23 protein-coding genes are annotated in these 26,646 nt (G+C 61.1%); 12 read left to right on the forward strand and 11 right to left on the reverse strand.

Annotation, left to right across the window (positions count from 1 at the left end; genetic code table 11):
• Nucleotides 1-59 precede the first annotated feature (59 nt).
• The 4 genes from GNZ13_RS24775 to GNZ13_RS24790 form a co-directional block, all read right to left on the reverse strand.
• A complete protein-coding gene (locus GNZ13_RS24775; protein ID WP_172169130.1) occupies nucleotides 60-1,676 on the reverse strand; it encodes an ABC transporter substrate-binding protein in 1,617 nt (538 codons plus the stop codon).
• Nucleotides 1,677-1,742: 66 nt separating this feature from the next.
• Nucleotides 1,743-3,017 (reverse strand): NAD(P)/FAD-dependent oxidoreductase, encoded by a 1,275-nt coding sequence (locus tag GNZ13_RS24780; protein WP_172169132.1) that lies wholly within the window; start codon nucleotides 3,015-3,017, stop codon nucleotides 1,743-1,745.
• 39 nt (nucleotides 3,018-3,056) lie between these two features.
• Nucleotides 3,057-3,725, reverse strand: a complete 669-nt coding sequence (locus tag GNZ13_RS24785; RefSeq protein ID WP_172169134.1) for a haloacid dehalogenase type II — start codon at nucleotides 3,723-3,725, stop codon at nucleotides 3,057-3,059.
• 211 nt (nucleotides 3,726-3,936) lie between these two features.
• The gene (locus GNZ13_RS24790; RefSeq protein ID WP_172169136.1) at nucleotides 3,937-5,463 is read right to left on the reverse strand and encodes an aldehyde dehydrogenase family protein; all 1,527 of its coding nucleotides are present in this window, start codon (nucleotides 5,461-5,463) and stop codon (nucleotides 3,937-3,939) included.
• A gap of 279 nt (nucleotides 5,464-5,742) precedes the next feature.
• Between GNZ13_RS24790 and GNZ13_RS24795 the strand changes: the two genes are divergently transcribed.
• The 4 genes from GNZ13_RS24795 (at nucleotide 5,743) to GNZ13_RS24810 (ending at nucleotide 9,707) form a co-directional block, all read left to right on the forward strand.
• Nucleotides 5,743-6,642, forward strand: a complete 900-nt coding sequence (locus GNZ13_RS24795; protein WP_172169138.1) for a GNAT family N-acetyltransferase — start codon at nucleotides 5,743-5,745, stop codon at nucleotides 6,640-6,642.
• A gap of 6 nt (nucleotides 6,643-6,648) precedes the next feature.
• Nucleotides 6,649-7,575 carry a 2-hydroxyacid dehydrogenase gene (locus GNZ13_RS24800; protein WP_172169140.1) on the forward strand — a complete coding sequence of 309 codons (927 nt, stop codon included), beginning with the start codon at nucleotides 6,649-6,651 and terminating at the stop codon, nucleotides 7,573-7,575.
• A gap of 183 nt (nucleotides 7,576-7,758) precedes the next feature.
• Nucleotides 7,759-9,156 (forward strand): aspartate aminotransferase family protein, encoded by a 1,398-nt coding sequence (locus GNZ13_RS24805; protein ID WP_172169142.1) that lies wholly within the window; start codon nucleotides 7,759-7,761, stop codon nucleotides 9,154-9,156.
• 53 nt (nucleotides 9,157-9,209) lie between these two features.
• A complete protein-coding gene (locus tag GNZ13_RS24810) occupies nucleotides 9,210-9,707 on the forward strand; it encodes an Lrp/AsnC family transcriptional regulator (protein ID WP_120295970.1) in 498 nt (165 codons plus the stop codon).
• A 14-nt stretch (nucleotides 9,708-9,721) separates the two neighbouring features.
• Here GNZ13_RS24810 and GNZ13_RS24815 read toward each other — a convergent pair whose 3' ends face one another.
• The 3 genes from GNZ13_RS24815 to GNZ13_RS24825 form a co-directional block, all read right to left on the reverse strand.
• Nucleotides 9,722-12,007 (reverse strand): LPS-assembly protein LptD, encoded by a 2,286-nt coding sequence (locus GNZ13_RS24815; protein ID WP_172169145.1) that lies wholly within the window; start codon nucleotides 12,005-12,007, stop codon nucleotides 9,722-9,724.
• Nucleotides 12,008-12,164: 157 nt separating this feature from the next.
• Nucleotides 12,165-12,563 (reverse strand): hypothetical protein, encoded by a 399-nt coding sequence (locus GNZ13_RS24820; protein ID WP_172169148.1) that lies wholly within the window; start codon nucleotides 12,561-12,563, stop codon nucleotides 12,165-12,167.
• A complete protein-coding gene (locus GNZ13_RS24825) occupies nucleotides 12,556-12,747 on the reverse strand; it encodes a hypothetical protein (RefSeq protein ID WP_172169151.1) in 192 nt (63 codons plus the stop codon). Before GNZ13_RS24825 ends, GNZ13_RS24820 begins: the two co-directional genes overlap by 8 nt.
• Nucleotides 12,748-13,084: 337 nt before the next feature.
• Between GNZ13_RS24825 and bamA the strand changes: the two genes are divergently transcribed.
• Both bamA and GNZ13_RS24835 read left to right on the forward strand, forming a co-directional pair.
• Nucleotides 13,085-15,394 (forward strand): outer membrane protein assembly factor BamA, encoded by a 2,310-nt coding sequence (gene bamA / locus GNZ13_RS24830; RefSeq protein WP_172169155.1) that lies wholly within the window; start codon nucleotides 13,085-13,087, stop codon nucleotides 15,392-15,394.
• A 346-nt stretch (nucleotides 15,395-15,740) separates the two neighbouring features.
• Entirely contained in the window at nucleotides 15,741-16,520 is a 780-nt protein-coding gene (locus tag GNZ13_RS24835) for a winged helix-turn-helix domain-containing protein (RefSeq protein ID WP_172169158.1), read from the forward strand.
• Between the two features lie 146 nt (nucleotides 16,521-16,666).
• Here the strand turns inward: GNZ13_RS24835 and GNZ13_RS24840 are convergent, their stop codons facing one another.
• Nucleotides 16,667-17,578 carry a LysR family transcriptional regulator gene (locus tag GNZ13_RS24840; RefSeq protein ID WP_172169161.1) on the reverse strand — a complete coding sequence of 304 codons (912 nt, stop codon included), beginning with the start codon at nucleotides 17,576-17,578 and terminating at the stop codon, nucleotides 16,667-16,669.
• Between the two features lie 104 nt (nucleotides 17,579-17,682).
• Here GNZ13_RS24840 and GNZ13_RS24845 point away from each other — a divergent pair, with 104 nt between their 5' ends.
• Together GNZ13_RS24845 and GNZ13_RS24850 are read left to right on the forward strand one after the other, a co-directional pair.
• The gene (locus GNZ13_RS24845) at nucleotides 17,683-18,774 is read left to right on the forward strand and encodes an alkene reductase (protein WP_328807286.1); all 1,092 of its coding nucleotides are present in this window, start codon (nucleotides 17,683-17,685) and stop codon (nucleotides 18,772-18,774) included.
• Between the two features lie 201 nt (nucleotides 18,775-18,975).
• Complete coding sequence (locus tag GNZ13_RS24850; protein WP_172169164.1) at nucleotides 18,976-19,353, forward strand: LysR family transcriptional regulator; 378 nt, start codon at nucleotides 18,976-18,978, stop codon at nucleotides 19,351-19,353.
• A 73-nt stretch (nucleotides 19,354-19,426) separates the two neighbouring features.
• Here GNZ13_RS24850 and GNZ13_RS24855 read toward each other — a convergent pair whose 3' ends face one another.
• Nucleotides 19,427-20,209: an SDR family NAD(P)-dependent oxidoreductase gene (locus tag GNZ13_RS24855; protein WP_172169167.1), complete on the reverse strand. Its 783-nt coding sequence runs from the start codon at nucleotides 20,207-20,209 to the stop codon at nucleotides 19,427-19,429.
• 179 nt (nucleotides 20,210-20,388) lie between these two features.
• Between GNZ13_RS24855 and GNZ13_RS24860 the strand changes: the two genes are divergently transcribed.
• The gene (locus GNZ13_RS24860) at nucleotides 20,389-21,282 is read left to right on the forward strand and encodes an AraC family transcriptional regulator (protein ID WP_172169170.1); all 894 of its coding nucleotides are present in this window, start codon (nucleotides 20,389-20,391) and stop codon (nucleotides 21,280-21,282) included.
• A 143-nt stretch (nucleotides 21,283-21,425) separates the two neighbouring features.
• Here GNZ13_RS24860 and GNZ13_RS24865 read toward each other — a convergent pair whose 3' ends face one another.
• On the reverse strand, nucleotides 21,426-21,788 hold the full coding sequence (locus GNZ13_RS24865) for a DUF2866 domain-containing protein (RefSeq protein ID WP_172169173.1): 363 nt from the start codon (nucleotides 21,786-21,788) through the stop codon (nucleotides 21,426-21,428).
• 253 nt (nucleotides 21,789-22,041) lie between these two features.
• Here GNZ13_RS24865 and GNZ13_RS24870 point away from each other — a divergent pair, with 253 nt between their 5' ends.
• Nucleotides 22,042-23,730 carry an ATP-binding protein gene (locus GNZ13_RS24870; RefSeq protein WP_236002173.1) on the forward strand — a complete coding sequence of 563 codons (1,689 nt, stop codon included), beginning with the start codon at nucleotides 22,042-22,044 and terminating at the stop codon, nucleotides 23,728-23,730.
• A gap of 4 nt (nucleotides 23,731-23,734) precedes the next feature.
• The gene (locus GNZ13_RS24875) at nucleotides 23,735-24,439 is read left to right on the forward strand and encodes a response regulator (protein WP_172169176.1); all 705 of its coding nucleotides are present in this window, start codon (nucleotides 23,735-23,737) and stop codon (nucleotides 24,437-24,439) included.
• A gap of 55 nt (nucleotides 24,440-24,494) precedes the next feature.
• On the opposite strand, the gene GNZ13_RS24880 is transcribed toward GNZ13_RS24875, so the two are convergent.
• Complete coding sequence (locus tag GNZ13_RS24880; protein ID WP_172169179.1) at nucleotides 24,495-25,436, reverse strand: LysR substrate-binding domain-containing protein; 942 nt, start codon at nucleotides 25,434-25,436, stop codon at nucleotides 24,495-24,497.
• A 124-nt stretch (nucleotides 25,437-25,560) separates the two neighbouring features.
• Here GNZ13_RS24880 and GNZ13_RS24885 point away from each other — a divergent pair, with 124 nt between their 5' ends.
• Entirely contained in the window at nucleotides 25,561-26,643 is a 1,083-nt protein-coding gene (locus GNZ13_RS24885; protein WP_172169182.1) for a tartrate dehydrogenase, read from the forward strand.
• The last annotated feature ends 3 nt before the right edge of the window (nucleotides 26,644-26,646 follow it).

Genomic DNA, 26,646 nt, shown 5'->3' on the forward strand with positions numbered 1-26,646 from the left:
CGACTTCCCAGTTCGTCAGACTGGAAACCCTTTGTTACTGTTCGTCAGTCACGGCCGGCTCAGGCCTCCAGCCAGACGTTTTCCGCGAACATGAAGCCCATCAGGCCGGCCAGCGGAATCGAGCCGAGGCCCTTGAGCTTCGCCGTGTAGGCATCGAGCGAGCTCTGGAACAGCGGAATGCCGACGCCGCCGGTTTCATGCACCAGCACCTGCATGTCGCCGTAGATCTTCTTACGCTTCGCATCGTCCGGTTCGCCACGTGCCGCGACCAGCATCTGGTCGAACTTCGCGCTCTTCCAGTTCGCTTCGTTCCACGGCGCGTCCGACTTGAAGAACTGGGTGAAGATCACGTCGGCGCTCGGACGCGCGTTGATATTGCCGAACCCCAGCGGATGCTTCATCCAGTGGTTCGACCAGTAGCCGTCGGACGGCACGCGCGACACCTGAAGATTCAGACCGGCTTGCGGCGCCACCTGCTGAAGGAACATCGCCATTTCAACCGATCCTTCTGCCGCCGGCGACGCGAAAATCTGGATCGGCGCGCTGCCGACTTTGGCCTTCTGGAAATGGAACTTCGCCTTGTCCGGATCGAAGGCGCGCTGCGGCAAACCGGCCAGGTAGTACTTGTTGGTCGGATCGATAGGCTGATCGTTGCCGATCGCGCCGTACCCCTGGAAGATCGCCCGGCGCATCTGCTCGCGATCCTGCAGGTACATCATGCCTCGCCGAAAATCGTCGTTGGCGGTAATGCCACCTTCGTCGCGAACAATCAGGTCCGTGTACTCGCCCGTCTTCGTCTCCAGAACGGCGAAACCACCGGCGCCCTTGATCTGGGCAGTCGAACGCGGGCTCACCGAGTTGATCAGTTGCACGTCGCCCGAGAGCAGCGCGTTCACGCGCGCCGATTCGTCGCCAATGCCGATCAATTCGACTTCGTCCAGGTGCGGCAGGCCCGGCTTCCAGTAATTCGTGTTCTTCACGCCGACCGTACGCACGCCCGGCGAGAATTCCTTGACCTTGAACGGGCCGGTGCCGACCGCGGTTTTGAAATCCTTGGTGCCGTCCTTGATGATCTGGAAATGCGAGGTGGCGAGAATCACCGGCAGATCGGCGTTCGGACCTTCCAGCGTGATCGTCACTTCGTTCGGGCCCGTCGCCTTCACTTCCTTGATCTGATCGGCCAGCGTCTTCGCTTTCGACGCCGTCGCCGGATCCTTATGGCGCATGATCGAATACACGACGTCGGCCGGCGTGAGCGGCTTTCCGTCGTGGAACTGCACGCCGGTGCGCAGCTTGGCGACCCACACTGTCGCATCCTTCGTGTCCAGTGAGGTGGCGAGCGCCATCTTCGCGCCGAGATGTGAATCGAGTTCGGTCAGGCAGTTGTAGAACATGAAGCCGCGGACATAGTCCGTGCCGAGCGCGCCCTTGGCGGGGTCGAGCGTGTCGGCGGCCGATGCGGACTGCGTCGCCACCCGGATCTTGCCGCCCTGCTTCGGCTTCGCTTGCGCAAAGGCCGCGCCGCTCGCGGTCAGAAGGCCGGCGCCCGTCACCGACATCATCCCGGCCGCAGCCATCGCGCGCAGCACGCCGCGCCGCGACGTGCCTTTTGACGTCAATCGCTCCAACTCGGTGCCGAGTTGAAAAGCGTCATGTTGTGAGGTTTCCTTATTCATCGATCTTCTCCGCGAGGGTGACAGGGATAGCTGCGTGGTTTTAATGGCAAATACAACAATGAAGAATCAATAGAAGATGTCTTTGATGCGGTAGTACGTCCCCACCAGCGGCAGGAACCAGGGTTTGCCGGTGTGGCCCGGGATCGCGGGCCACTCGGACCCGCGCCACGGATTACGCTCTTCGTGGCCGTCCATCACGTCGGCCATCACCTGGCCCATATGCGTCGACATCTGTGTGCCGTGGCCGCTGTAACCCAGCGAAAAATAGATGCCGTCGTGCTGCCCGGCATGCGGCAGACGGTCGGCGGTCATGTCTACCAGGCCGCCCCAGCAATAGTCGATGCGTGCTTTCGCCAGCATCGGGAACATTGCGGCGAGACCCTGTTGCAGAATCCTTCCGCTCTTCGCGTCGGAGGGTCGCTCGGACGCCGTAAAACGCGCACGACCACCGAACAGCAAGCGCGAATCCGGCGTCACGCGGAAGTAGTTGTGCATCAGCCGCGTGGTGGTGTAAGCACGGCGGTTCGGAAACACTTGCGCCAGCAGTTCCGACGGCAGCGGTTCCGTCACGACGATGAACGAACCCACCGGCGCGAGACGCCGCCGATACCAGCCAAACGGACCGTGCCGCGACGGGCCGGTGGCGATCAGCACCTGCTTCGCGCGCACTTCGCCGCGTGCGGTCGTGACCCTGAAGCCACTGCCGTCCTTCGCGATCGCGGTGACCGCCGCGTTTTCATACAGCTTCGCGCCGCGACGCACCGCGGCGTCGGCGAGTCCGACCGTGAACTTGCCCATATGCATCTGGCCGCCATGCCGTTGCAGCAACCCACCGTAAAAACTGTCCGACTGGATTTCGCTGCGAATCCGCTCGCGCCCGATTAGTTCGATATCCGTATCGACTTCGCGACGGATCAACTCCGCCGTCTTCTCCAAGTGCGCCAGGTGATGCGGCTTCGACGCCAGCTTCAGTTTGCCGGTCGCAATGTAATTACAGTCGATGTTTTCCTCGCGAATCAGACGCTCGACCGTATCGACCGCATCCGAAAACGCGCGGTAGCAGGCACTGGCCCGCTCCACACCCAGTTGCGCGACCAGCGCGACGAAGTCCTGCGCGACGCCGGTATTGACCTGCCCACCGTTGCGCCCGGACGCGCCGCCGCCGATGCGGCCCGCGTCGAGCACCGTCACCGAGGCGCCGCGCTTGCCCAACGCCTGCGCCGCCGAGAGCCCGGTGAAGCCGCCGCCGATCACGACGACATCGGTCTGGCCTTCCACCGGACCTTCACACGCCGAAACGAGCGGCGGTGCGGTGTCGAGCCAATAGGAATCGAGCTTCATCCGGTCTGTCCTTGAGATGGGCAATGGGGCCAACGACGCTTACAGGCCGAGTTCCGCGGCCAGATGCGGAATGTCGTTGACTTCGTAGTACTGGTAGTACGGCGTCGACGGTTCGTGGCCGCGCTTGACGAAGGCCTTGTGCTTGATACCCAGGTCGTGTGCGGTCATCAGGTCATAACGCAGGCTCGACGACACGTGCAACACATCTTCCGGATTGCAGTTCAACTGGTCGAACATGTACTCGAAGCCTTGCATGCGCGGCTTGTACGACTGCGCCTGCTCTGCCGTGAAGACCGCGTGGAACGGTGCGCCGAGCTTGTCGACGTTGCTCTGGATCTGGTTGTTCGACGCGTTCGAGAGAATCACCAGCTTGTACTTCTTCGCCAGACGCGAGAGGCCTTCCGGTACGTCCGGATGCGGACCCCAGGTCGGCACGGCCAGGTAGATCTTCTCGGCTTCCTTTTCATCGAACGCGACGTTCATGCGCTTGCATGCACGGCGCAAGGCGTTGACCACCACGTCGCGATACGGCTTCCATGCACCAAGCACTTCGTCGCGACGATAGCCCGCGTAGAACGCAACGAGCTTTTCCAGGTCTTCGGCGTTCAGCAGGTGGCCGAACATTTCGCGGGTCATGTCGGCCATACGGAACTTGGTGAGCGTGCCGTAGCAGTCGAAGGTGATGTATTTCGGTTCGAATTCGATCATGGTGCAGTCCTATCGTGGTGGCGAACCCACATTGAGTTCATTGGCGAAAACAGCAAAAGCTCATTCCTGTAAAAGATTTAATCAGCGCAAAAACATAGATGTTCCTGATTAGGGCGCTGCTGATGACACAAACCATGCGTTTTGAGGCCGTTGCGCAGCACAGTCTGCGGTGGACGGGCTGGAAGCCCCGTCCGTATTGGTATTGGGGGAATCAAGGCCGCAGGTCGATCAGCACGCTCTTGAAGCGCAGGTTTGCCTCGTAAGCCTGGCGGCCGAGGTCCTTGCCGATGCCGGAGCGCTTGTAGCCGCCTGTGGGGATCATGAAGTCGGAGGTGCGGCCGTAGCGGTTGACCCAGACCGTCCCCGCCTCGAGGCCACGCACGAAGCGCAGCGCCCGGCCGAGGTCGGCAGTGTGCACACCCGCAGCGAGGCCGTACTCGGGATGCTGGGCAAGCGAGAGCGCTTCTTCTTCGGTGTCGAAGGTCTGCAGCGTCAGCACGGGGCCGAACACTTCTTCGCGCACGGCTTCGGAGTGGGCCGTAACGTCCGTCAGGAGCGTCGGTGTATAGAACGCCCCGCTCGACGCGCCAGCCGCCCCGCCGTCAATCCGCACGCCGCCATAGCGCAGCGTCGCGCCCGCCTCCAGCGTGCGCCCGACGATCCCTTCGATGCGCGCCGCCTGTGGCGCGGAGATGATCGGCGACAACGTGGTGCCGGTGGCCCACGTCGCGCCGGGTTTCAACTCGGCGAAGACCTTGCCGATGCGCTCGGCCAGCGGCTCCGCCAGGCTTCGCTCGACCAGCAGCCGCGAGCCCGCCACGCACACCTGGCCGGCGTTGCCGGTGATGGCGCCGGCGATCCGGCGGGCCACGTCGTCGAGACGCGGGGCATCGGCGAACACGATTTGCGGACTCTTGCCGCCGAGTTCGAGCGTGACCGGCTTGGTACCGCTATTGGCGCAAGCCGCCATGATCGCGGCGCCGGTACGCGTGGAGCCGGTGAAAGTGACCTTGCTGATCTTCGGATGGCGCACCAGTTCGTCGCCGGTGACGCGACCGTCGCCTTGAACCACGTTGAAGATACCCGCAGGCACGCCTGCCTGGATGGCCAGTTCGGCGAGCCGCAACACCGAAAACGGCGTCATCTCGGACGGCTTCAGCACGACGGCGTTGCCCGCCGCCAGTGCGGGCGCGATCTTCCACGAAGCCATCACCAGCGGGAAGTTCCACGGCGCGATGGCACCGATCACGCCATACGGCTCAGCGATCGTCATGCCGAGGTGGTCGTGATCGGTTGCGGTCACATCGCCGCCCAGCTTGTCGGCAAATTCGGCGTAGAAGCGGATGCCTTCGGCGGTGAACGGCACATCCCAACCGATTGCCTGAGCGATCGGACGGGTCGAACCAAGCGCCTCCAGACGGCCCAAAAACGGCGCATCGGCTTCGACCAGCTCGGCGAAACGGCGCAGGATCTTCGCGCGCTCACGTGGCGCCATGCGCGCCCAGCCGCTCGTTCTAAAAGCCTGCCACGCGTTCTCCACCGCCCGATCCACCATCTCGGCGTCGGCGAGCGGCACAGAGGCGTAGATCACGCCGTCCGAGGGACGCGCCACCTCGATGCGGCGCCCGCCGCTACGCACGTCGCTGCGCACGCCGCTACGCACGCCCCCCTCCACATACTCACCGCCGATGAAATGCCCGCTGCGAATCGCGACGTCGTCCGGATTGAAGCTGTCCATGAGCAAAGTTTCCTGTGTGACTGGCTGTTAGTCCCGGGCGGTGCGTCTCGACCACGCCGCCGCCATGACAAAATCGTAGAGCCGCGGGCGCGGCATATGTCGCCGACAAAAATCCCTCCACGGCAGAACACGCTTGTAATGAGCCCCCAGACTGGGTGTTTTGCATCGATTTGCGATGCGGCCCTTTCCAGCGCCCCGGATAAAAAGATCGTCCTAGTCACACCGCGCACCGGATGACAAAGTGACGGCGTAAGCCTTCAGCCATTCTGGGAGTACGGCGTGTCCGATTCGATTACCTATAGACCCTTCACCCACGACGACATCGCCGCCGCGCATGCGCTGACGGTCGAGCTCAAATGGCCGCATCGCGCGGACGACTGGAGATTCGTCGCGCAATTGGGTGTGGGTTTCGTTGCGGAAGACGCGAGCGGCGTGATCGGCACGGCGTTGTGCTGGAAATACGGCGCCGACCGGGCCTCGCTCGGCATGGTGATCGTGTCCCCCGAGCAGCAAGGGCGCGGCATCGGCAGAAAGCTGATGGATCTGGTGCTGGAAGAACTCGGCGGCCGGGTTACGTTTCTGCACGCCACCACGGCGGGACAGCCTTTGTACGAAAAGCTCGGCTTTCGCGCGGTCGGCACGCTAGACCAGCATCAGGGCGCGGCATTCCAGCCGCCGCTCGTTTCCTTGCCGCCCGGGGAACGCTTGCGCCCGCTCGGCTCGAGCGATACGGCGCGGCTGGTCGAACTGGCGTCGCAGGCAAGCGGCCTCGACCGTGGAGAAGTCTTGCCCGCACTGTTGAGCGCCGCCGATGGCATCGCCCTCGATCGCGACGGCGAGCTGATCGGCTTCGCCCTGTTCCGCCGCTTCGGACGGGGCTTTGCGATTGGACCGGTTGTCGCGCCCGCGTCGAAGGATTCGAGCCGCGCCAAGGCGTTGATCAGCCACTGGCTGGCGCTTAACGAGGGCGTCTTCGTACGCATCGATACGCCGGGCGAGAGCGGGCTAACCGAATGGCTGGAGCAGTTGGGACTGCCGCGGGTCGATACGGTCGTCAAAATGGTTCAGCACGCCACGCCCGCCGATCTTGCGAACGCAGGCAATGCAAGCGCCAGCACCGCCACCGGCAAGAACGCGCCTTATCTGCAATACGGCATCATCAATCAGGCGATCTGCTGATCCATCATGGCCTTCCTTTATAAAGCCGACCCGGCGCGTGGCGCGCAATGGGCCAAACTCTTCGCGCAGAAAGCGCCGGACCTGCCGTTTCATATCTGGCCCGACCTCGGCAACCCGGCCGCGATCCGCTACCTCGCCGCCTGGCAACCGCCGGAAGATCCCACCCGCACCTTCCCGAACCTCGAAATCGTGTTCTCGGTCGGCGCGGGCATCGACCAGTTCGACCTGTCAGGCGTGCCGGCACATATACCGGTGGTGCGGATGATCGAGCCAGGCATTGTCGAAGGAATGGTCGAGTACGTCACGCAAGCCGTGCTGACGATTCATCGCGATCTGTTCGACTATGGTCTTCAGCAACAACAGCAGGTCTGGCGTGAACTGCCGCTCAAGCTGGCCAGCGCGCGCCGCATTGGCGTGCTGGGGCTCGGCGTGCTGGGTACGGCGGTGCTGGAAAAGCTGCGGCTATTCGGCTTCGCTTGCGCGGGTTGGAGCCGTTCGCCGCGCGAGATCGAGGGCGTCGATTGCTATGCAGGCGAAGGCGCGCTGGATGAGTTTCTCGCCCGCACCGACATCCTGATCTGCCTGTTGCCGCTAACGCCCGCCACACGCGGCCTGCTCGATGCCGGCTTGTTCGCGAAGCTGCCGCGCGGCGCGTCGCTGATTCAAACAGGGCGCGGTCCGCATCTGAACCAGGATGATCTGCTGGCGGCGCTAGACAGCGGCCAGTTGCACAACGCCATTCTCGACGTCACCGATCCCGAGCCGCTGCCCGCCGGTCATCCGTTGTGGACGCATCCACGTGTGCGCATCACGCCCCATATCGCCAGCGCTACGCGGCCCGAAAGCGCCGTCGACGTAGTGCTCGATAATCTGCGCCGCCATCGCAAAGGCCTGCCGATGCTCGGTCAGATTGACCGGACCCGGGGATATTGAACGCGGCACTGATTGAAACGCCCACCCGCCGCGGCTTTTCAGCGTCCGCAGCAGAAAATGCTAAGGCCACGTATCAAAACGCGTCGGGTGCGCTTTTCGGACAATTGTTTAGGTGAGCAGGTGATCCTCGTGGGTCAGTAGTATGGAACGGTCAACAGCCCTTTCCCGCGACGAGAAACCATCATGCCGATTCATTCGCTTATCGAAGCCGACCGCAAGCATCTGATTCACCCGGTTATCAACTACCGCGCGCACGAAGCCCGCGGCGTTACCGTCCTCGAGTCCGCCCGCGGCGCGTTCCTGCGCGACGCGGCCGGCAACGAACTGCTCGACGCCTTCTCGGGCCTGTGGTGCGTCAATGTAGGCTACGGCCAGCAGAGCATTGTCGATGCCGCCACCGAGCAGATGAAGAAACTGCCCTACGCGACCGGCTATTTCCATTTCGGCTCGGCCCCGGCGATCGAATTGGCGCAAAAGCTGGTGGAAGTGTCGCCAGCTTCGCTGCAACACGTGTATTTCACGCTCGGCGGTTCCGATGCAGTCGATTCGGCCATCCGTTTCATCACACACTACTTCAACGCAACCGGGCGGCCGTCGAAGAAACACATCATCGCACTGCAACGCGGCTACCACGGCTCGTCGACGATGGGCGCAGGGCTGACCGCATTGCCCGCGTTTCACCGCAATTTCGATCTGCCGCTGCCGAACCAGCATCACCTGCCGTCGCCGTACGCGTACCGCAACGATTTCGCCGACGACGCCGCGTTGATCGCCGCCTCGGTGGCCGCGCTCGAAGCGAAGGTGGCCGAGCTCGGCGCGGACAACGTCGCGGCCTTCTTCTGCGAACCGATTCAGGGCTCGGGCGGCGTGATCGTGCCGCCGGTCGGCTGGTTGAAAGCGATGCGTGAAAGCTGCCGTAAGCTCGGCATTCTGTTCGTCGCCGATGAAGTCATCACCGGTTTCGGCCGTACGGGTCCGCTATTCGCGTGCCAGGGCGAAAACGTCGAACCGGATTTGATGACGGTGGCAAAGGGTTTGACCTCAGGCTATGCGCCGATGGGCGCCGTGCTGATGTCTGATGAAATCTATCAAGGTATCGCCGATGGCGACGCCGAAGCGATCGTCGGCCACGGCCATACGTATTCGGCGCATCCGGTCAGCGCGGCGATCGGTCTCGAAGTGCTGCGCCTCTATCACGAAGGCGGCCTGCTTGCGAACGGCGTGGCACGAGGCCCGCGTTTCGCCCGCGGCCTCGACGCGCTGCTCGCGCATCCGCTGGTGGGCGACTCGCGCCATCGTGGCCTGCTCGGCGCACTCGAACTGGTATCGGACAAAGACAGCAAGGCAGGTTTCGATCCTGCGCTGAAACTGTCCGAACGGATCGCTGCTGCGGCGTATGAAAACCGCCTGATTTTCCGCGCGTTCGGCGACAACATTCTCGGCTTTGCGCCGGCGCTGTCGTACACGGAGGCGGAGTTCGATCTGATGTTCGAGCGCCTCGAAAAGACCCTCGACGACGTTCTCGCGCAAGCCGATGTCCGGGCCGCGCTGAAGGTCAAAAATCATGCCACTGCATGCTAGAGTAGAGGGTCCTTCGAGACCCTTTCACCCATCGCCGGAGCGATAACGTTACGATGAGCAGCGACAGCAAGCTAGACCGAATTGACCTGCGCATACTTTCACAGTTGCAGAAGAAAGGCCGCATAACCAACGTCGAGCTTGCCGACGCGGTCGGCCTTTCGCCCAGTCCTTGCCTTATCCGCGTCAAGCGTCTGGAGAAAGCCGGCTACATCATCGGCTACGGCGCGCAGATCCAGCTCGAAAAACTCGGCGACGTGCAGATCGTGTTTACCGAAGTCACGCTCGCCGATCATCGGCGGGAAGATTTCATCAAGTTCGTGAATGCGATCAAAGACGTCGACGAGATCGTCGAGTGCCATCTGGCGAGCGGCGGCTATGACTATTTGCTGAAGTTCGTCACGCGCAGCGTGAGCCACTATCAGAGCATTGTCGAGGGCTTGCTGGAGCGCGATATCGGCATCGAGAAGTACTTCAGCTACGTGATCATCAAGTCGCCGTTCGTGAAGAGTCACTATCCGCTCGAAACGTTGTTCTCGCAGAACCACAACTAGTACGACATCCCGTCTTACGGATAATCGCTAAACCGCGACGTCGGTTCGCTTTCCGTTGTCGCCGGCGTATAACCAGGCACATTCGCGCGAAACTGATTGAGCAAGCCGTTATCGACCTGGGAAAAGCCTTTGAGCTGGAGCTGCATCAACACACGCGTGCCCGTGCTGGGCGACGTGGTCGAGCTGGTGGCGTTGGTGTATTTCTCGAACGCCACGCCGAGCGACCAGCAATCCGCATCGTATTGAAGTCCCAGCAAGCCTGCCATCAGCCGATGGGTGCTCATGTCGTAATTGATACGCGCAACGCTGCCAACGTTGTGCGAGAGCGGCCATTGCTCAGACACGATGAACTGATTGACCGGTTGATAGTCGAGCGTGCTGTTGGCGCGCGTGTAGCGATACGCGACATTCAACACCTGCCGTGCGGCCGGCGACCAGCCGAAACCGGCTTCCGCATTCGTGAGATAGCGGTTGGCCTGGCTGTACTCCACGGCCTGTTCCGCTGAAAAACCCGGACCCAGCTTGTACGAGGCGCCGCCAATCACACTTGTGCGCGCGACGGTGCCAATTGCATCGTCTGTGTTGAGGGTCACGCGTGGCGTGCGAAAGTCGTACTGCTCGGCAAGGACGAAACGGGCCCGTTCGTCGCCACTCGCAGGATCGATGAAACGCGTCGTCAAGGCCGCAGTGAGGCGGTTGGCATCGGACACCCGATCATTGCCGACGAAGCTGTTGGGCATGAACAGTTCCGCCAGCCCGAAATCGGCCGTCGCCGTATCGAACAACGGCGCGAACGACTGGTTGCGGTAAGGCGTGTACACATAGAACAGCCGCGGTTCGAGCGTCTGAATGTACGACTGCCCGAAGAGCCGCACGCTTCGTTCGAAGCGCATTCCCGAATCGAGGCTGAATGTCGGCACGTTGACGTCGAACGTCTTCGGCTGCCCGGCAGGCGCATTCGATCCGATCGTCGTCAGGTCATACGCCGCGAAATGCCATGCGAGCTTCGGCGTAATGAACCAGCCGGGACGCTCGATCGGATAGCTGACGTACGGGTTGAAAACGAAGCGGCTGCCTTGTGTCGCATCCGCTGACGAGATCGTGAAGCGCGTCGCATCCGCTTCGGCGCCGAAGTCGAAACCGCCCACGTTATAGCGCGCGTAATGAACATTGACCTGCGGTTCGCGGTTATACGTCGAGTCGCTGGTAAAAGCTTGCCAACGTTGCTCGCGAGCCAACACACTCCACGGTCCGTTTGTGTAAGTCAAACCCGCTTCCTGCTGATACAGCGTGGTGGAACCCGTCGGAAACGCGACACCCGACGCAAGATCGGTCACCACCGTCGAGTCCGACACCCGGTTGTAGTTGACGTAGGCGCCAAAGCCCGAGCCGAGCTTCCAGTTCTGACTCAGCGCAATCGAGTAACGGTCGGTTTTGGTGATCGCATCGTGCGGCAGCCACGCGACCGAGATCGACCCCGAATCGTTCGGCTGGAGATAGCGGTAGTCTGCCGTCAACATCTCGCCTCGTTTCGACATGATGCGAGGCGTTAGCGTCAAATCATAGTTCGGTGCGAGGTTGAAGTAGTACGGCAACGCGACGTCGACACCGTTGGTCGAACTGATCGAGAACGTGGGCGGCAGCAAGCCGCTGCGCCGCGCGCCGGACAAGGGAAACGATAACCACGGACTCGCCAGGAGCGGCACACCCTGGAAAAACAGCACGCCGTTATGTGCGATCCCTTCGTCGTTGCCGCTGTCGATGTCGAATTCGGATGCCTTCAGATACCACGCAGGATCCGACTCGCATTGGCAGGTGCTGTACGTGCCGTGATGAACGACCGTGCGCTCGTTATCGACCAGATCCACGCGTTGAGCGCTACCCCATCCTCCCGTTAGATGAAACCGATACTTGGGCACGCTGATGTAGCCTTCATTCGCTTCGACGTAAAAATGCGCGTCCGGACCATCGAACACATTGCCGTTGTCGACCAGTCGCACCTGTCCGTAAGCGTCGGCCTTATCGGTATCGACGTCGTAGTGCAGCGCATCGCCCTTGACGATCGACGCGTAGCGCCGCAGTTGTGCGTGTCCCTTCAGCGAAACGTCCGTGCCGGTCGTGGTGGTGGCTGAATCGGCAATGACCGAAGTAGCGGGCTTGTCGCCCGCCGGTAAGGGCTGCTCGGTCAATTGCGGATCAAGCCGCAGACCCCAGATACCGTCGAGCGGTTCCGGAATCGCAGACGCGCCGACTAATTGTGCATATCCGGCAAGCGGCACGCATCCAGCCGTACCCAGCATGAACGAAACGAGAGGCCTTAAGCGTAGGCGTCGAAATACACCGCGTAGTATCAAAACAGATAAGGATCGGAAAGGATGACAGACGCATCAAGGCGGCATCAAGGCGAACAGAAGCCCTGAGCTGCGTCAGGATGAACAGCGGCGAGTGCCCGCGGCGCTATTGGAGCGTGACGTCGTTAGAGCGGGGATCCGCCGCGCCTGCCGCGCTCGCTGCGCCACCCAGCGCCTGCAGCAGATACGGAATCTGCTCTGCGGGCAAAGAAAACGACAGCCCCGCGCTGCCGGATAAACGGAACCGGATCACCACCATTTCCATGCCGTTCAGCCTGCCGACTTCCCAGCCCTGGCAGTGCAGCGCAAAGCCCATTTCCTGATTGTTATGAATCACGCGGTCGGCGTGCTCGATTGCGTTCGGGAGCGCAACCAGCAGGTCATTGAGCACCGAACGGTGGAGTGCCGCCGTGGGTTGATTGCCGTGTATCAGCAGATATTGACCATCCGCCGTCAGTTGCATATCGCTGATCGAATTCAGCATGAAGGTCGACGGATCAGACACGGCGCGCGCCCTCCTGCTTGCCCGCGGCATGGTTCACGGCCCTCCCCTGCGCGGCGCTCACCGTGCTGCCGGACACGTCGCGCAGCGTGCGCTTCGACGCCATCGCCAGGCATGCTGAAAAGATCGGCGATGAGCTGACGCGCAAGACAGCCGCAAGAATCGCCGGTGAAAGAAATTCGATCATGATCAATTCTCCAAATGGTGCTACGCAGGTAGCGGAAGCCGACCATTTGACGATACCAGCGCAAGAACGGCTTCAGGTTACGCGCGCCCTACGCTTCCTTTGGATCTGTAACGCATTATTTCGACGCTCGCACTGTAATCCGCACCGGCCCGAGTAGCCGGCGCGACACGTACGTTAGCAACCCTAATGGGCGGTAAGTTTTCAGTAACGGATAGCAGGGAAACACGCTCCTATACTTCGCGCTTTCCAGTGCCATGGAACGTCGTTTCGAATGCATCGCTCGCTGTCGAGCGTTCTTGTTTGCGCTTCGCGCGCAGCATCAGGACAGAACCCCAAGATGAATCTTCAAACTTTAACGAGCCGTATCGCGGGCGCGCTCTCGCTCGCCGGCATCACGCTGAGTGCCGGGTCGGCTCACGCGGCACAGCCGTTCGTCGTGCAAGACATCCGGATCGAGGGACTCAAACGCATCGAACCCGGCACCCTGTTTGCCTATCTTCCTATCAAGCAAGGCGGCATGTTTAGCGACGACAAGGCTTCGGAAGCCATTCGCGCGCTGTATGCCACAGGCTTCTTCAATGACGTCAAGATCTCGACTGAAGGCAATACCGTCATCGTTCGGGTTGAGGAACGCCCGGCCGTGGGCACGATCGACTTCGCCGGCATTCATGAGTTCGACAAGGAAAACCTCACCAAGGCACTCAATTCGGTCGGGCTGTCGCAAGGGCGCTACTACGACAAGGCGCTGGTCGACAAAGCCGCGCAGGAGCTGAAGCGCCAGTACCTGACGCGCGGCTATTACGCCGCCCAAGTCACCACCACGATCACGCCGATCGACCGCAACCGGGTGGCAGTGCTGTTCTCGGTCGTAGAAGGTCCGAGCGCGAAGATCCGCCAGATCAACTTCATCGGCAACAAGGCATTCAGCCAGGACACGTTACGCGATGAAATGCAAATGTCCACGCCGAACTGGTTCTCGTGGTACACGAAGAACGACCTGTACGCGAAAGACAAGCTGACCGGGGACCTGGAGCACATTCGTTCGTATTACCTGAACCGCGGCTATCTGGAGTTCAACTTCGAGTCGACTCAGGTGTCGCTTACGCCGGACAAGAAAGAGATGTACCTGACGGTCACGCTGCATGAAGGCGAGCCGTACACGATTTCATCGATCAAGCTCGCGGGCAACCTGCTCGATCGCGAGCCCGAGCTGGCGAAGCTGGTCAATGTCAAACCTGGCGAGCGTTTCTCCGCCGAAAAGCTTCAGGCCACCACTAAAGCCATCGTCGACAGACTCGGCGAGTACGGCTATGCGTTCGCCACCGTCAACGCGCAGCCGCAGATCGATCAGGAACATCGCACCGTCGACCTGACGCTGCAAGTGGACCCGAGCCGCCGTGTGTACGTGCGTCACATCAACGTGGTCGGCAACACGCGCACGCGTGATGAAGTGGTACGCCGCGAAATGCGCCAGCTCGAAAGCTCGTGGTTCGATTCGAACCGCCTCGCGCTGTCGAAAGACCGGGTCAACCGTCTCGGCTACTTCACGGATGTCGAAGTCACCACGGTGCCGGTAGAGGGTTCGCCCGATCAGGTCGACGTGGACGTCAAGGTGAGCGAAAAGCCGACCGGTGCCATCACGCTGGGCGCGGGTTACTCGTCGACGGACAAGGTGGTGCTCTCCGCGGGCGTGTCGCAGGACAATGTGTTCGGTTCGGGCACCAGCCTCGCCTTGAATGTGAACACCGCGAAAACCTACCGCACGCTGACTGTGACGCAAACCGATCCCTACTTCACAGTGGACGGCATCAAGCGGATCACCGACGTCTACTACCGCACCACCTATCCTCTTTACAACTATACCGATACGAGCTTCCGGATCCTCACTATCGGTGCCGACCTGAAATTCGGCATTCCGTTCTCCGAAGCCGACACAGTCTATTTCGGCGTCGGTATCGAACAGAACCGGCTGACGACGGATTCCTTGACACCTCAGAGCTACAAGGACTACGTAGCCGAATTCGGCCACGTGGTGAACAACGTGCCGCTCACAACGGGCTGGGCCCGCGACGATCGCGACAGTGCATTGGTCCCAAGCCGGGGCTATTTCCTGCAAGGCAATGGCGAAGTGGGCACACCGCTTGGCGGCACCGAGTATTACAAGGCGGACGTTCAGGCGCAGTATTACTACTCATTCGCGCGCGGCTTCATTCTCGGCCTGAATCTTCAAGGCGGCTACGGCAACGGCTTTGCCGGGAAAGCGTATCCGATCTTCAAGAACTACTACGCGGGTGGTATCGGCTCGGTACGCGGCTACGAAGCGGGTTCGCTCGGCCCTACCGACAAGACGACCGGCGACCCGATCGGCGGCTCGCGCATGGTCGTGGCCAATGTCGAGATGACGTTCCCGCTGCCGGGCACCGGCTGGGACCGGACGCTGCGTGTCTTCACGTTCATGGATGCGGGTAACGTCTGGGGCGACGAGGGTAACAGCACGGGTGCCAATGGATTGCGGTACAGCTACGGCGCGGGTCTTGAATGGATTTCACCGATCGGCCCACTCAAGCTGTCTCTTGGCTTCCCACTGATCAAACACGCCACCGACAAGTACCAGAAATTCCAGTTTCAGATCGGCACATCGTTCTGATCAGGAACAATGCTCGCGGTCATGGTATGAGGACCGCGGGCATCGCACGCATCATTCGGTCGCGTTTTCAGCCACCGTCCTGGCACGCACTCGGCCTGAATCGGTTCACGGCCCGTTCAAAGCGCTGCATCTTCGCCCTCCCGCTCCGACTTCACAAAGTCTCCTCAATTTCGCCATTGTTGCTCCGACATTGATATCTATCATTCGCTCATCATCAGAGCGACTGTGTCCGGTCCGCTTTCTGAGTTCGATATGTCGTTCCAACGTAGCGGATGGCTGAAATGGCTGAAGGTGAACATCGCACAGACTGCAACCGTCGATTCCGGTTGGGAGGTAACGCAGATTTATGACTATCAGCCTTCTTGTAGTCGAACCGGATCAATCAGTCCGGGATCAGTTGCGCTTTCACCTTCATAAGAACCAGATCGCGCTCTCAGTACTGTATAGCGCGGTTCAGCTTGTGAGCCGGGTGGAACGGGAGTGTCCGTCAGCGATTCTATTGCGCGCCGAGTCGCCGATGATCGAGGCGCGCGAGGCGCTCCGGCAACTGCGCTTAGCCGGCTACGACATGCCCATATTCGTACAAAGCACCTCCGACGAGATCGTCGACAAAATCGTCGCTTTCGAATTGGGTGCGGACGACTATATCGTCGACCCAATCGATCCGCACGAACTGACCGCCAGGATCAAGCGCGCAGTGCAACGCTGCAACCGCTCGCTTTGCGACGCGCCGGAAATTCGTGAGAAGGGTTCGTTCGGCAGTTACCAGATAGATTTCGCTACGCGACGCCTGGTGAAGAACGGCTGCGAAATCTCGCTGCGATCCGGCGAATTTGCCTTACTCAAGCTGTTTGTAAGTAATCCGATGCGATTATTGACGCGCGCGATGGTCAACAGCCAGCTAGGAAGAGCGGAGAGCCAGAAGGCCAGTCTGGATGTTGCAGTCTGCCGCTTGCGCAGCGTGATCGAGGCCGATCCGTCCGCCCCTAAGTTCATTCAGACCTTGCGCGGACGAGGCTATATGTTCGTACCATCGCCGGAGTCGTCACCCTCCTATGGGGTGCGCGAAAGTGCGAGTTTTATCGCGCACAGGGAGTTTGGCGAACGAGGCGCCGGGGCCGTATGACGATCGGGTCGATATAAAGAACCACCATGCAGTGCTATTTTCGACCTTCCGCCACTGCTAGGGAAGGTCTGCATAATCCGTTTTCTGTGCGCCGGCCGCTTTGCAGCGCGCGCCGCATTCCGAAATAGCCAGGTTCGCGGCGCGGGCTACGTTGCCCGATCGAACTTGTGTGCAAACCGCTCCGTCGCCCATTCGATGAAGACGCGCAACCTATGGCTCATGTGCCTGTCTGGCGGATACACGAGGAAGAAGGGATATGGATCCGGTTGCCACGTCGACAGAATCGGCAGGAGCTCGCCACGCGCGATCGCGTCCTTCGCAGCAAAGGAGAAGGTTTGAATCACACCAAGGCCGGCCAGCCCAGCCGCGACATGTGCGTTGCTCTCGTTGACACCCATGCCCTGTAAGCTGCCGATTTCGAGTCGCTCGCTGCCTTTCTGAAAACGCATCGGCATGACGCGTCCGGTCCGTGCCGAAACGTAGCTCACGATGCGATGGCCGCTTTTCAGCTGGTCGGGATGCGTCAGCCTACCGTGCTGCTTCAGATAATCGCGTGTCGCGCATGTCACCCATGATGCACGCCCGAGCGGACGTGCGACTAGCGACAGCTCGTCGGCGTTGCCCCCGCGCACGACACAATCTACGTTCTCGCCGATGAGATCGACCTGCCGGTCGCTCACGCCGAGATCGACACGTATGTCGGGATATCGCGCGATGAAGTCGGGCAGTGCGGGGATCAACACGCAGCTTGCGTTCGCCGAGCCAATGTCGATGCGTAGCCGTCCGCGCGGACGCTGATGTGCGCTGGCGAAACCCGTGTCGATGTCCTCGAGCTCCTTCAGCACGCGCGAGGTGCGCTCGTAGTACGCGGCACCGTCGGGCGTGACCGTGACGCGTCGCGTCGTTCGCTGGAGCAGCTTGACGCCGAGATGCTGTTCCAGCAAACGCACGAGTTTGCTCACCGTGGCGAGCGGCATGTCGAGCGAGTCGGCGGCACGCGTGAATGCGCCCGCTTCGACAACGCGGGCGAACACGCGAATGGCTAGCAACTGGTCCATGTCGATTATCTATCCCTGTAGATAAAGTTATCGGATTTAGCCACTTTTTCAACAATCTCCTAGTTTGTACAGTAGCTCACACATCTTTGAAAAGGAAGTTGATCGTGACTACGAACGCACTTGAACGCCTGCTTGCTCCCGTTCGCCTCGGCAGGCTGGAACTGAAGAACCGCCTGGTCATGGCGCCGTTGACCCGCAGCCGCGCCGGGTTTGACGGCACGCCGGGAGAGTTGGCCTCGGAGTACTACGCGCAACGCGCGAGCGTCGGCCTGATCGTGACTGAAGGGACTCAGCCCTCGGACGATGGGCAGGGTTATCTCGCGACGCCGGGCATCTATTCCGACGCGCATGTCGCCGGATGGAAGATGATCACCTCTGCCGTGCATGCCCGCGGTGGCCATCTCTTCATCCAGCTCATGCACGCAGGGCGCATGTCGCACCCGGACAACACGCCGCATCATCGTCAGAGCGTCGCGCCTTCGGCCATCGCGGCGCCCGATACGCCGATGTTCACGGCCAAGGGGATGCAGGACATTCCGGTACCGCGTGCACTGACGACCGAGGAGGTGCGCCAGACGGTGTCCGACTTCCGCTTCGCGGCACGCCGCGCGATCGAGGCCGGCGCCGATGGCGTCGAGATCCACGGTGCGAATGCCTACCTGGTCCATCAGTTTCTCGCAGCAAGCGCCAATACCCGCACCGATGAATATGGCGGCTCGATCGAAAACCGCGCCCGCTTTGCCATCGAGGTGGCCACTGCGATCGCCGAAGAAATCGGAGCTGACAGGACGGCCATTCGCCTGTCCCCCGGCATGACGCTGTGGGGCATCGACGAAGGCGCCGAAGGACCGGCGCTCTACCGCTATCTGGTGGCTGAACTGGACAAACTCGGTCTGGCGTACCTGCACGTCACGCATCAGGGCAACGAACCGCTGCTGGCTGACATTCGCAAGCTCTGGACGGGCACGCTGATCCTGAACCGGCCCGGCCGCTCCCGCGACCAGGCTGGCACCGACGTCGCATCGGGGCTCGCTGATCTGGAAGCCTATGGCCAGATGGTGCTGGCCAACCCGGATTTCGTTGCGCGCCTGAAGACCGGTGCACCGCTGAACGATGCGAACCCCAATACGTTCTTCGGCGGCGATGGACAAGGTTATATCGACTATCCGGTGTTGGCCGAAGCCGTGGAACCCTGAGCGGTCGCGCCGATTACTTCATCGCATACAGCCGCGATTGGGGCGACGTCGTGACCGATGCTGTGTCGCGCCCACTGTCCTGATCGACCGCGTTGCATGGGACCGGAGTAAGTGCTCTGCATGGGACCAGAGTAACGCGCTGAAGCGCGAACTCTGCTCGACAGCTAAAGCGCTAACTCCGGATCGACAAGGCGATATACCATGACACAGCGAACAGGCAACCACTCGACGATGATTGAAGCAAACCGGTTTATTTACTTCGCGTGCGTAGTCAAGAACGGAAGTTTCAGCGCAGCCGCGAAGGAAGTCTGCGTAAGCAAGTCGACGTTGAGTCGTATCGTCGCCGACCTGGAACAGGAGCTTGGAGCACCACTTCTCACGAGAACGACCCGGCGCATAGATGTTACGCGCGCGGGCGAGCAGCTATACACACACTGCCTTGCCGTCTACATGACTGTACTGGCGGCGCAAAAGGCACTCGAAAATATCGAGGCAGAGCGCGGCATCTCGACAACGTGGCCACGAGCGTCGAGCAGGCTTGTACGGAAAGCAAAGGCGGAGGTCCCGATTCAACGCTAGCGCTGATCGTTCGCGCGTTTATCAGCGTCAAGACGGCCCGCGTCGAAACTTCACGGTTACATTCGTCGCTATGTTAGAGGTACATGCCACCCGAAGCCTCTATGCGCTGAGCTGTCACCCAGCGATTCGCATCGGAGAGCAAAGATGCGATCATCGGTCCGATATCGTCGAGCACGCCTGCCCGGCCGAGTGCGGTGTTCGCAGCTACATCCTTGTTGATGTCTGGATTGTCCCGGACCGCGCCTCCAGCGAAGTCGGTTTCGATCGCACCCGGCGCAACCGCATTGACTGTAATGCCGCGCCCGGCAAGCTCCTTCGCCATGTAGCGCGTCAACACTTCGACGGCGCCTTTCATCGACGCATAGGCAGCACTGCCCGGCCCCACGAAGCGGGCGAGGGCACTGGAAAGATTGACGATTCTCCCACCGTCGGCGATGACCGGTAGAAGCTGCTGGGTCAAGAAGAGGACACCCTTGAAATGGATGTTGCAGAGCCTGTCGAAGTCTGCCTCAGTAATCTTGCCGATGGGGCCGGGATGATAGGTACCGGCATTGTTCACGAGGAAATCAAAACGATCCCGCGCCCATTCGTTGCGCAGTACGTCCTGCACCTGCGCCACGAAAGCGCCGAACGAACCGACGTTGCCTGCATCGAGCTGCAGAGCGACCGCTCTCCGGCCCAGCGCCCCGATCTCGGCGACAACACTGTCAGCTTGATCCCGGTTCGAGTGGTAGGTGATGATGGCGTCCGTGCCGCGTTCAGCCAGACTGACGGCGGTCGCACGACCCAGTCCGCGGCTGCCGCCGGTGATAATCACCACCGTTTGCGATGAATTTCGTTGCGTTTCGCCCAGCATCTGAAGCCTCCACCTTGAATAGTCGGTGAAGAAAGTATGAGCTACGTGCCCGCTGCCCGCTTGCCGGAATTCTCAAAAAAATTGCCTAATGCTACAAAGCCCACCGCTATCTTTGGCGGGAAGGCTAGGATCGCCCATAGGCTGCAGTTTGCTGTTTCCCGTTCGAATAGAGGCCACGCATGTCGCCACTCATGATCGACATCCTGAATCAGTACCTTGATGAAAATGGCGGGGACCACGGAGCCGTCGTCACACCGATCGAAGGTTTCTTTCTGATGCGCACGACAGGTGAAAGTCTTCCGCACCATGTGGTCTATAAGCCCGCACTCTGCATTACGGTACAGGGGGCAAAACAGGGGCTGTTCGGCGACAGGCTGTTTGATTACGGGAAAATGCAGGCGCTTGTCGTTAGCGTTGAACTACCTGGCGTCGGCAGGGTCACTCGGTCAACTACGGATAGACCTTACCTCGGTATCATCCTGGAGCTCGATCTCAGTGTCCTGCGCGAGGTAATGGGACAACTCACCCCGCCACCTAAGTCGAGTGGAAATGCAGGCATGGGAGTATTCGTCATGGATGTCGAGGGCCCGCTGGCTGACTGCATCAACCGAATGGTCCAGATGCTAAGCACGCCCCAAGCTGCGCCAGTCCTCTATCCCGCATTCATGAGAGAAGTGTCCTATTGGCTGCTGACAGGCAAGCACGCGGGAGAAATCTGCAAGCTCGCCACTCCTCACGGGTACACGCAACGGATAGCCAACGCCATCCGGCTCCTTCACGATGACATCGCCCGCCCTTTTCGCATAGAGCAACTTGCCGATGTGGCACAAATGAGTCCGTCGTCGTTTTACCAGCACTTCAAATCGCTCACATCGCTCACGCCAATCCAATACCAGAAACAGTTGCGGCTGCTTGAGGCACGACGCCTGATGTTGACAGACGGCGCCAACGTAACTGGAGCGGCCTATCGGGTCGGGTACGAAAGCATCTCGCAGTTCAGCCGCGAATATGCGCGGATGTTCGGGACGCCACCAAAACGTGATATCGCCGAGTTACAAACCGCCTTCGCATAGTGGACGGGCGAAAAGGATGTAAGGGAAATGCTCAAAGTTGAACTTGTGAATCAGACAGCCATAGGATACCGAAGTTTTTTTGGCTAAATTACACTCCCTTTCCGCTGGACCAACCTACTTGCGTGAGCGAGGTTAAGCAGCGCTCAGCCACGCCGCAGACGCACGCGGCCCGCAGGCGTAGCGGGGTCATCCGTCAAGGTGTGACGCTGACCGTCGCGATGCATACGCACGCGCTCCCTGATCTCGGCCACGGTCGCGGCACCTCGCACGGCAATGCAAGAGTACTCACCGTTGCGGTTGATCCACTCGACGATCCGGCAGCACTCGCCCCACGGTTGCATGAGGGGCGCGGAAACGCGGTAGCCGCGTATCTTCACGACGTCTGTAACCCGCGGTGCGCTAACACCGCTTTTAGCCTCGCCACGGACGCTGGCAGCGTTGACTGTCTTTCGGCCGGGCCGGAAACCGCGCGACTCGGCACGGCTCACAGGTGAAGAGACTTGCATGAGATTGCTCCACTGACGGAACTGACCACCGGATATGGCCTCTTAGTCAGGCCACCATAAAAGTGCCACACCATCTTATCCAGACAACACGCAGACACAACGAAGAAAGGATGGAGAAGTTGTGGAGATTCGCCCGTAACTGCGGATTGACGCAGCGTTCATCTAGAATCCAGCCATGCAAAGTGAAACTATCCGAATTCGTCCAAGCCGCCCTTTCGGGACCCTTCTCGCGCGCGTGCGGCAGCAACAGCGAATGAAGATGCGCTTTGGCCGCTTTGGCCGCTTTGGCATTACTTGGAAAATGTTCCTCGCGGTACTAGTCGCATGCCTTGCGATTTCCTTAACGATGGGCTACGCCTTGCGCGTGAGCTTCGAAAACGGTTTCCTGCACTATGTTCGGGAGCGCAACGCCGGGCGCATCAAAGCCGTCATGGCGAAGGTCACGAGTGAATACGCCGCTCACGGCAACTGGAATTTCTTACGCGAGCATCCCGACGCATGGCTCGCGCTGCTGGACGGCGCCGCACACGACGCCTTGCGCGAAGAACTCGCCACAGCGCAGTTGGGCAAGCTGCCGGGCTGGCGAACCTTTCCCGGAAGCGGCAGCGTTCAGCAACTGCTCGGGCCGCTCTCGGGCCCGTCTGAAGGACCGCACTGGGGCATGCGCCTGCCGCCGGCGCCACCGTCCAATCCGGACATGGCGATGGAGCGTGACCGTGTGTCGGCAAGCGGTGTCGTGAGCGGCGACAGTCGCTATGACCGGCCGACTCCTTCAGCTCCCTCAGCCTCGTTCGCGCCTTCTCCTTCCTCGCCGCCGTCGCATGACAGCGTGGCGCGTGACACGCCGCCCGACGGGCCGCCCGTCACACTCTACGACGCCAGCCACGAACTCGTGGCGAGCACCGGCCAGCCTGCGCCACCCGGCAGCACGATGAGACCGGTTGTCTACAACGGCAAGGTCGTGGGCTGGCTCTCCGTGAACGGACCCGATACCCTTTCGGACGCTGCCGACATCGCATTCCAGGCACAACAGAAGCGCTCGACCTGGGAGATCGCGGGCGTGGCTGTCGTGCTCGCGGCGCTAGTCGCGCTGATACTTGCACGCATCGTTCTCGCGCCGGTCAAGCGTTTGATGAACGCGACCCACCGCCTTGCCGGCGGCGACTACACGACACGGGTGCCGGCCGGCAGACGCGACGAGCTTGGCCGGCTGGCGGGCGACTTCAACGTATTGGCCGATTCGCTACAAAAAGCCGAGCGCTCCCGGCGCGATTTCATCGCGGATATTTCACACGAGCTGCGCACGCCGCTCGCCGTGCTCCGCGGCGAGCTGGAAGCCATAGAAGACGGTGTGCATGTGTTCAACCGCGATTCGCTCACTTCGCTGCAAACCGAAGTGAACATGCTCAACAAGCTCATCGAGGACCTCTACGAGCTTTCTCTGAGCGATGTCGGCGCACTCAGCTATCGCAAGACGCCGACCCATGTCGCGCAGCTGGCGCGGGCTTCGATCGAGGCCATGCGGGAGCCGTTCAAGGCGAAACGAATCGAACTCGACCTGAGCTGCATGCCGGAAATCGCCAACACAAGTTTCGCGGTCGATCCCGCGCGTTTCGTACAACTGCTGAAAAACCTGCTGCAAAATTCCTTGCGTTATACCGATCCGGACGGCCACGTGCACGTGTCGCTTTCGCAAAGCGCCAGCGGTTGGCAACTCGATGTGCAGGACTCGCTGCCCGGTGTGCCCAAGGCCGCGCTCGACCATCTGTTCGACCGCTTCTATCGCGTGGACGAATCACGCAGCCGTCAGAACGGTGGCGCGGGCCTCGGCCTCTCGCTGTGCCACGCGATTGTGACGGCGCATGGCGGTACGATCGGCGCCAAGGCGTCGCCACTCGGCGGCATTTGGATCACGGCCCGCTTTCCGCCGGAAGGAGACTGACATCATGACCGAAGGGCGTCCCGCGCACATCCTGATCGTCGAGGATGAACCCAAGCTCGCCGCCGTGCTCGAAGCGTACTTGCACCTCGAGGGTTTCGCCACCACGATCCTCGACGACGGCCATCAGGTGATGCCATTCATTCGCTCAACGCCGCCGGCGCTGATGCTGCTCGACCTCATGCTGCCCGGGCGTAGCGGCATGGATATCTGCCGCGAGCTACGGCAATTTTCGGCTTTGCCCGTGATTATTCTGACCGCGCGCATCGACGAAATCGACCGTCTGCTGGGTCTCGAGATCGGTGCCGACGACTACGTCTGCAAACCGTTCAGCCCACGCGAAGTGGTGGCGCGCGTCAAGGCGATCCTGCGCCGTGCAACGCCTGCGGCTACTGCGGTGGCGGCGGACGGTTTGCCCCAGGCGCCACGCGGTCTCGAAGTCGACGAGCAGTTTCATCTTGCTTTACTCGACAGCAAGGAGCTCAAGCTCACGCCGCTTGAGTTACGGCTCCTTGCGCTGCTGATGAAATCGCCGGGACGCATTTTTTCGCGCGACTACCTGCTGAGTCACCTCTATGCGGATCACCGGGTGGTCACCGATCGCACCATCGACAGCCATATCAAGAACCTGCGCCGCAAGCTGCAGGGAGCACGGCCGGACAGCGAGCCTATCGCGTCCGTGTACGGCGTGGGTTATCGCCTGGAAATCTGATCGATAGGCCCGGATGCCTCGATGCCCACCTCATCTGACGTATCCATTGTCGAACTCAGTTCGCCTGCCCCGCCGCCGTTGTGTCAGGCGGCGGGCTCCATTGCGCGAATTCCTCGCTCAGAAAGTCGACGCACACCCGTACCTTCGCCGACTGAGCGAGCCGCGCCGGGTACACCGCCCACAGGTTCGCGGGTTGCGTGACCTCGGGCAAAACCTGCTGCAACTGCCCGCTGTCGAGCAACGGCCGCACGTCCCACATCGAACGCAGCACGATCCCGCGTCCGGCCAACGCCCATTGCACCGCCACTTCGCCGTGATTGGTCGACAACGGTCCCGTGACCTTGATCGACGCCGCTTCGCCGCGCACCGTCAAGCGCCACAAACCGAATGGATGGTCGCGCTCCTTGATCGCGAGACACGCGTGCGACGACAGATCGGCGACTTGCCGCGGCGTGCCATGCCGCGCGAGATAGCCGGGCGACGCGCACAGCACGCGGTGATTGGACGCGAGCCGTTTGGCAATCAGATGCGGTGCGATCTCGTCGCCGATGCGGATATCGAGGTCGAAGCCTTCGCCGCCCACGTCGACGAGACGGTCGAACAGATCGAGCCGCACGCTCAGTTGCGGATACCGCTCGGAGAACCGGGCCAGCGCGGGCGCAACGAAACGGCGGCCAAAGCCGAAGCTGCTGGAGATGCGCAGCTTCCCGCCGGGAATGCGGCGCGTGGTGGAAACGTCTTCCACCAACTGGTCGACGTCGTCGAGAATCTTTTCGGCCCACGTGTAGACGCGTTCGCCGGCCTCGGTAATCGCGACGCGCCGTGTGGAACGATGCAATAAGCGCGTACCGAGCGTAGTCTCGAGCACATTGATGCGTTTGCTGACGTACGCCGGCGAGACCGACAGCGCCTCCGCCGCCGCGCTGAAACTTGATTTGCGCGCCACTTCACAAAACACGCGCAAATCGCCGAGATCGGGTGACGGGACGGCATTCATAGGCTGCTTGTTTGTACACGATTCGTGCACAGTGGCTTAACTAAAGCGAGCATTTTAAGCTTAAACGGCAGGAATAAAATAACTACGATCGAAACATCGAAAGTCCCAATGGAGGAGCAGGAACATGTCGAAGACCTATCGGATTGCGGTCATACCCGGCGACGGCATCGGTGTCGAGGTGATGCCGGAAGCCATTCGCGTGCTGGACACGGCGAAAAAGCGCTTCGGTATCGAACTGGAGTATCAGCACATCGAGTGGGCGAGCTGCGACTACTACGCAAAGCACGGCAAGATGATGCCGGACGACTGGAAAGCCCAACTGCAATCCGTCGACGCGATTCTGTTCGGTGCGGTCGGCTGGCCCGACACGGTGCCCGACCATATCTCGCTGTGGGGGTCGCTCCTGAAGTTCCGGCGCGAATTCGACCAGTACATCAACCTGCGCCCTGCCCGGCTCTTCGCCGGCGTGCCTTCGCCGCTCGCGGGCCGAAAGGCGGGCGACATCGATTTCTGGATCGTGCGCGAGAACACCGAGGGCGAATATTCGTCGGTGGGCGGCGTGATGTTCGAAGGCACCGAGCGTGAGTTCGTGCTGCAGGAATCCGTGTTCACGCGGCACGGCAGCGAGCGCGTGCTGAAGTTCGCGTTCGATCTCGCGCAACGGCGCGAACGCAAGAAGATCACCGTGGCGACGAAGAGCAACGGCATCGCGATCAGCATGCCGTGGTGGGACAAATGTGCGGCCGGAATCGCCGCGCAATATCCGGATGTGACGTGGGACAAGCAGCACATCGACATTCTCTGCGCGCGCTTTGTGCTGAGCCCGGACCGCTTCGACGTGGTGGTCGCCACCAATCTGTTCGGTGACATCCTCTCCGATCTCGGTCCTGCCTGCACGGGCACGATCGGCCTCGCGCCGTCGGGCAATCTGAACCCGGAACGCAAGTTTCCTTCACTGTTCGAACCGGTGCACGGTTCGGCGCCCGACATCGCCGGCAAGAACATCGCCAATCCGATTGCGATGATCTGGTCGGCCGCGATGATGCTCGACTTCCTCGGCAATCACGAGGGCACGGAACGCGAGGCGCATGACGCGATTCTCGCCGCGATCGAAGCGACGCTGATCGAAGGTCCGCATACCGGCGACCTCGGCGGCAAGGCGAACACCACGGAAGTCGGCCAGGCCATCGCGGCTAAACTCGCCTGAGCC

It is taken from the genome of Paraburkholderia elongata (assembly GCF_013177735.1).
In the GTDB taxonomy this organism is placed as follows: domain Bacteria; phylum Pseudomonadota; class Gammaproteobacteria; order Burkholderiales; family Burkholderiaceae; genus Paraburkholderia; species Paraburkholderia elongata.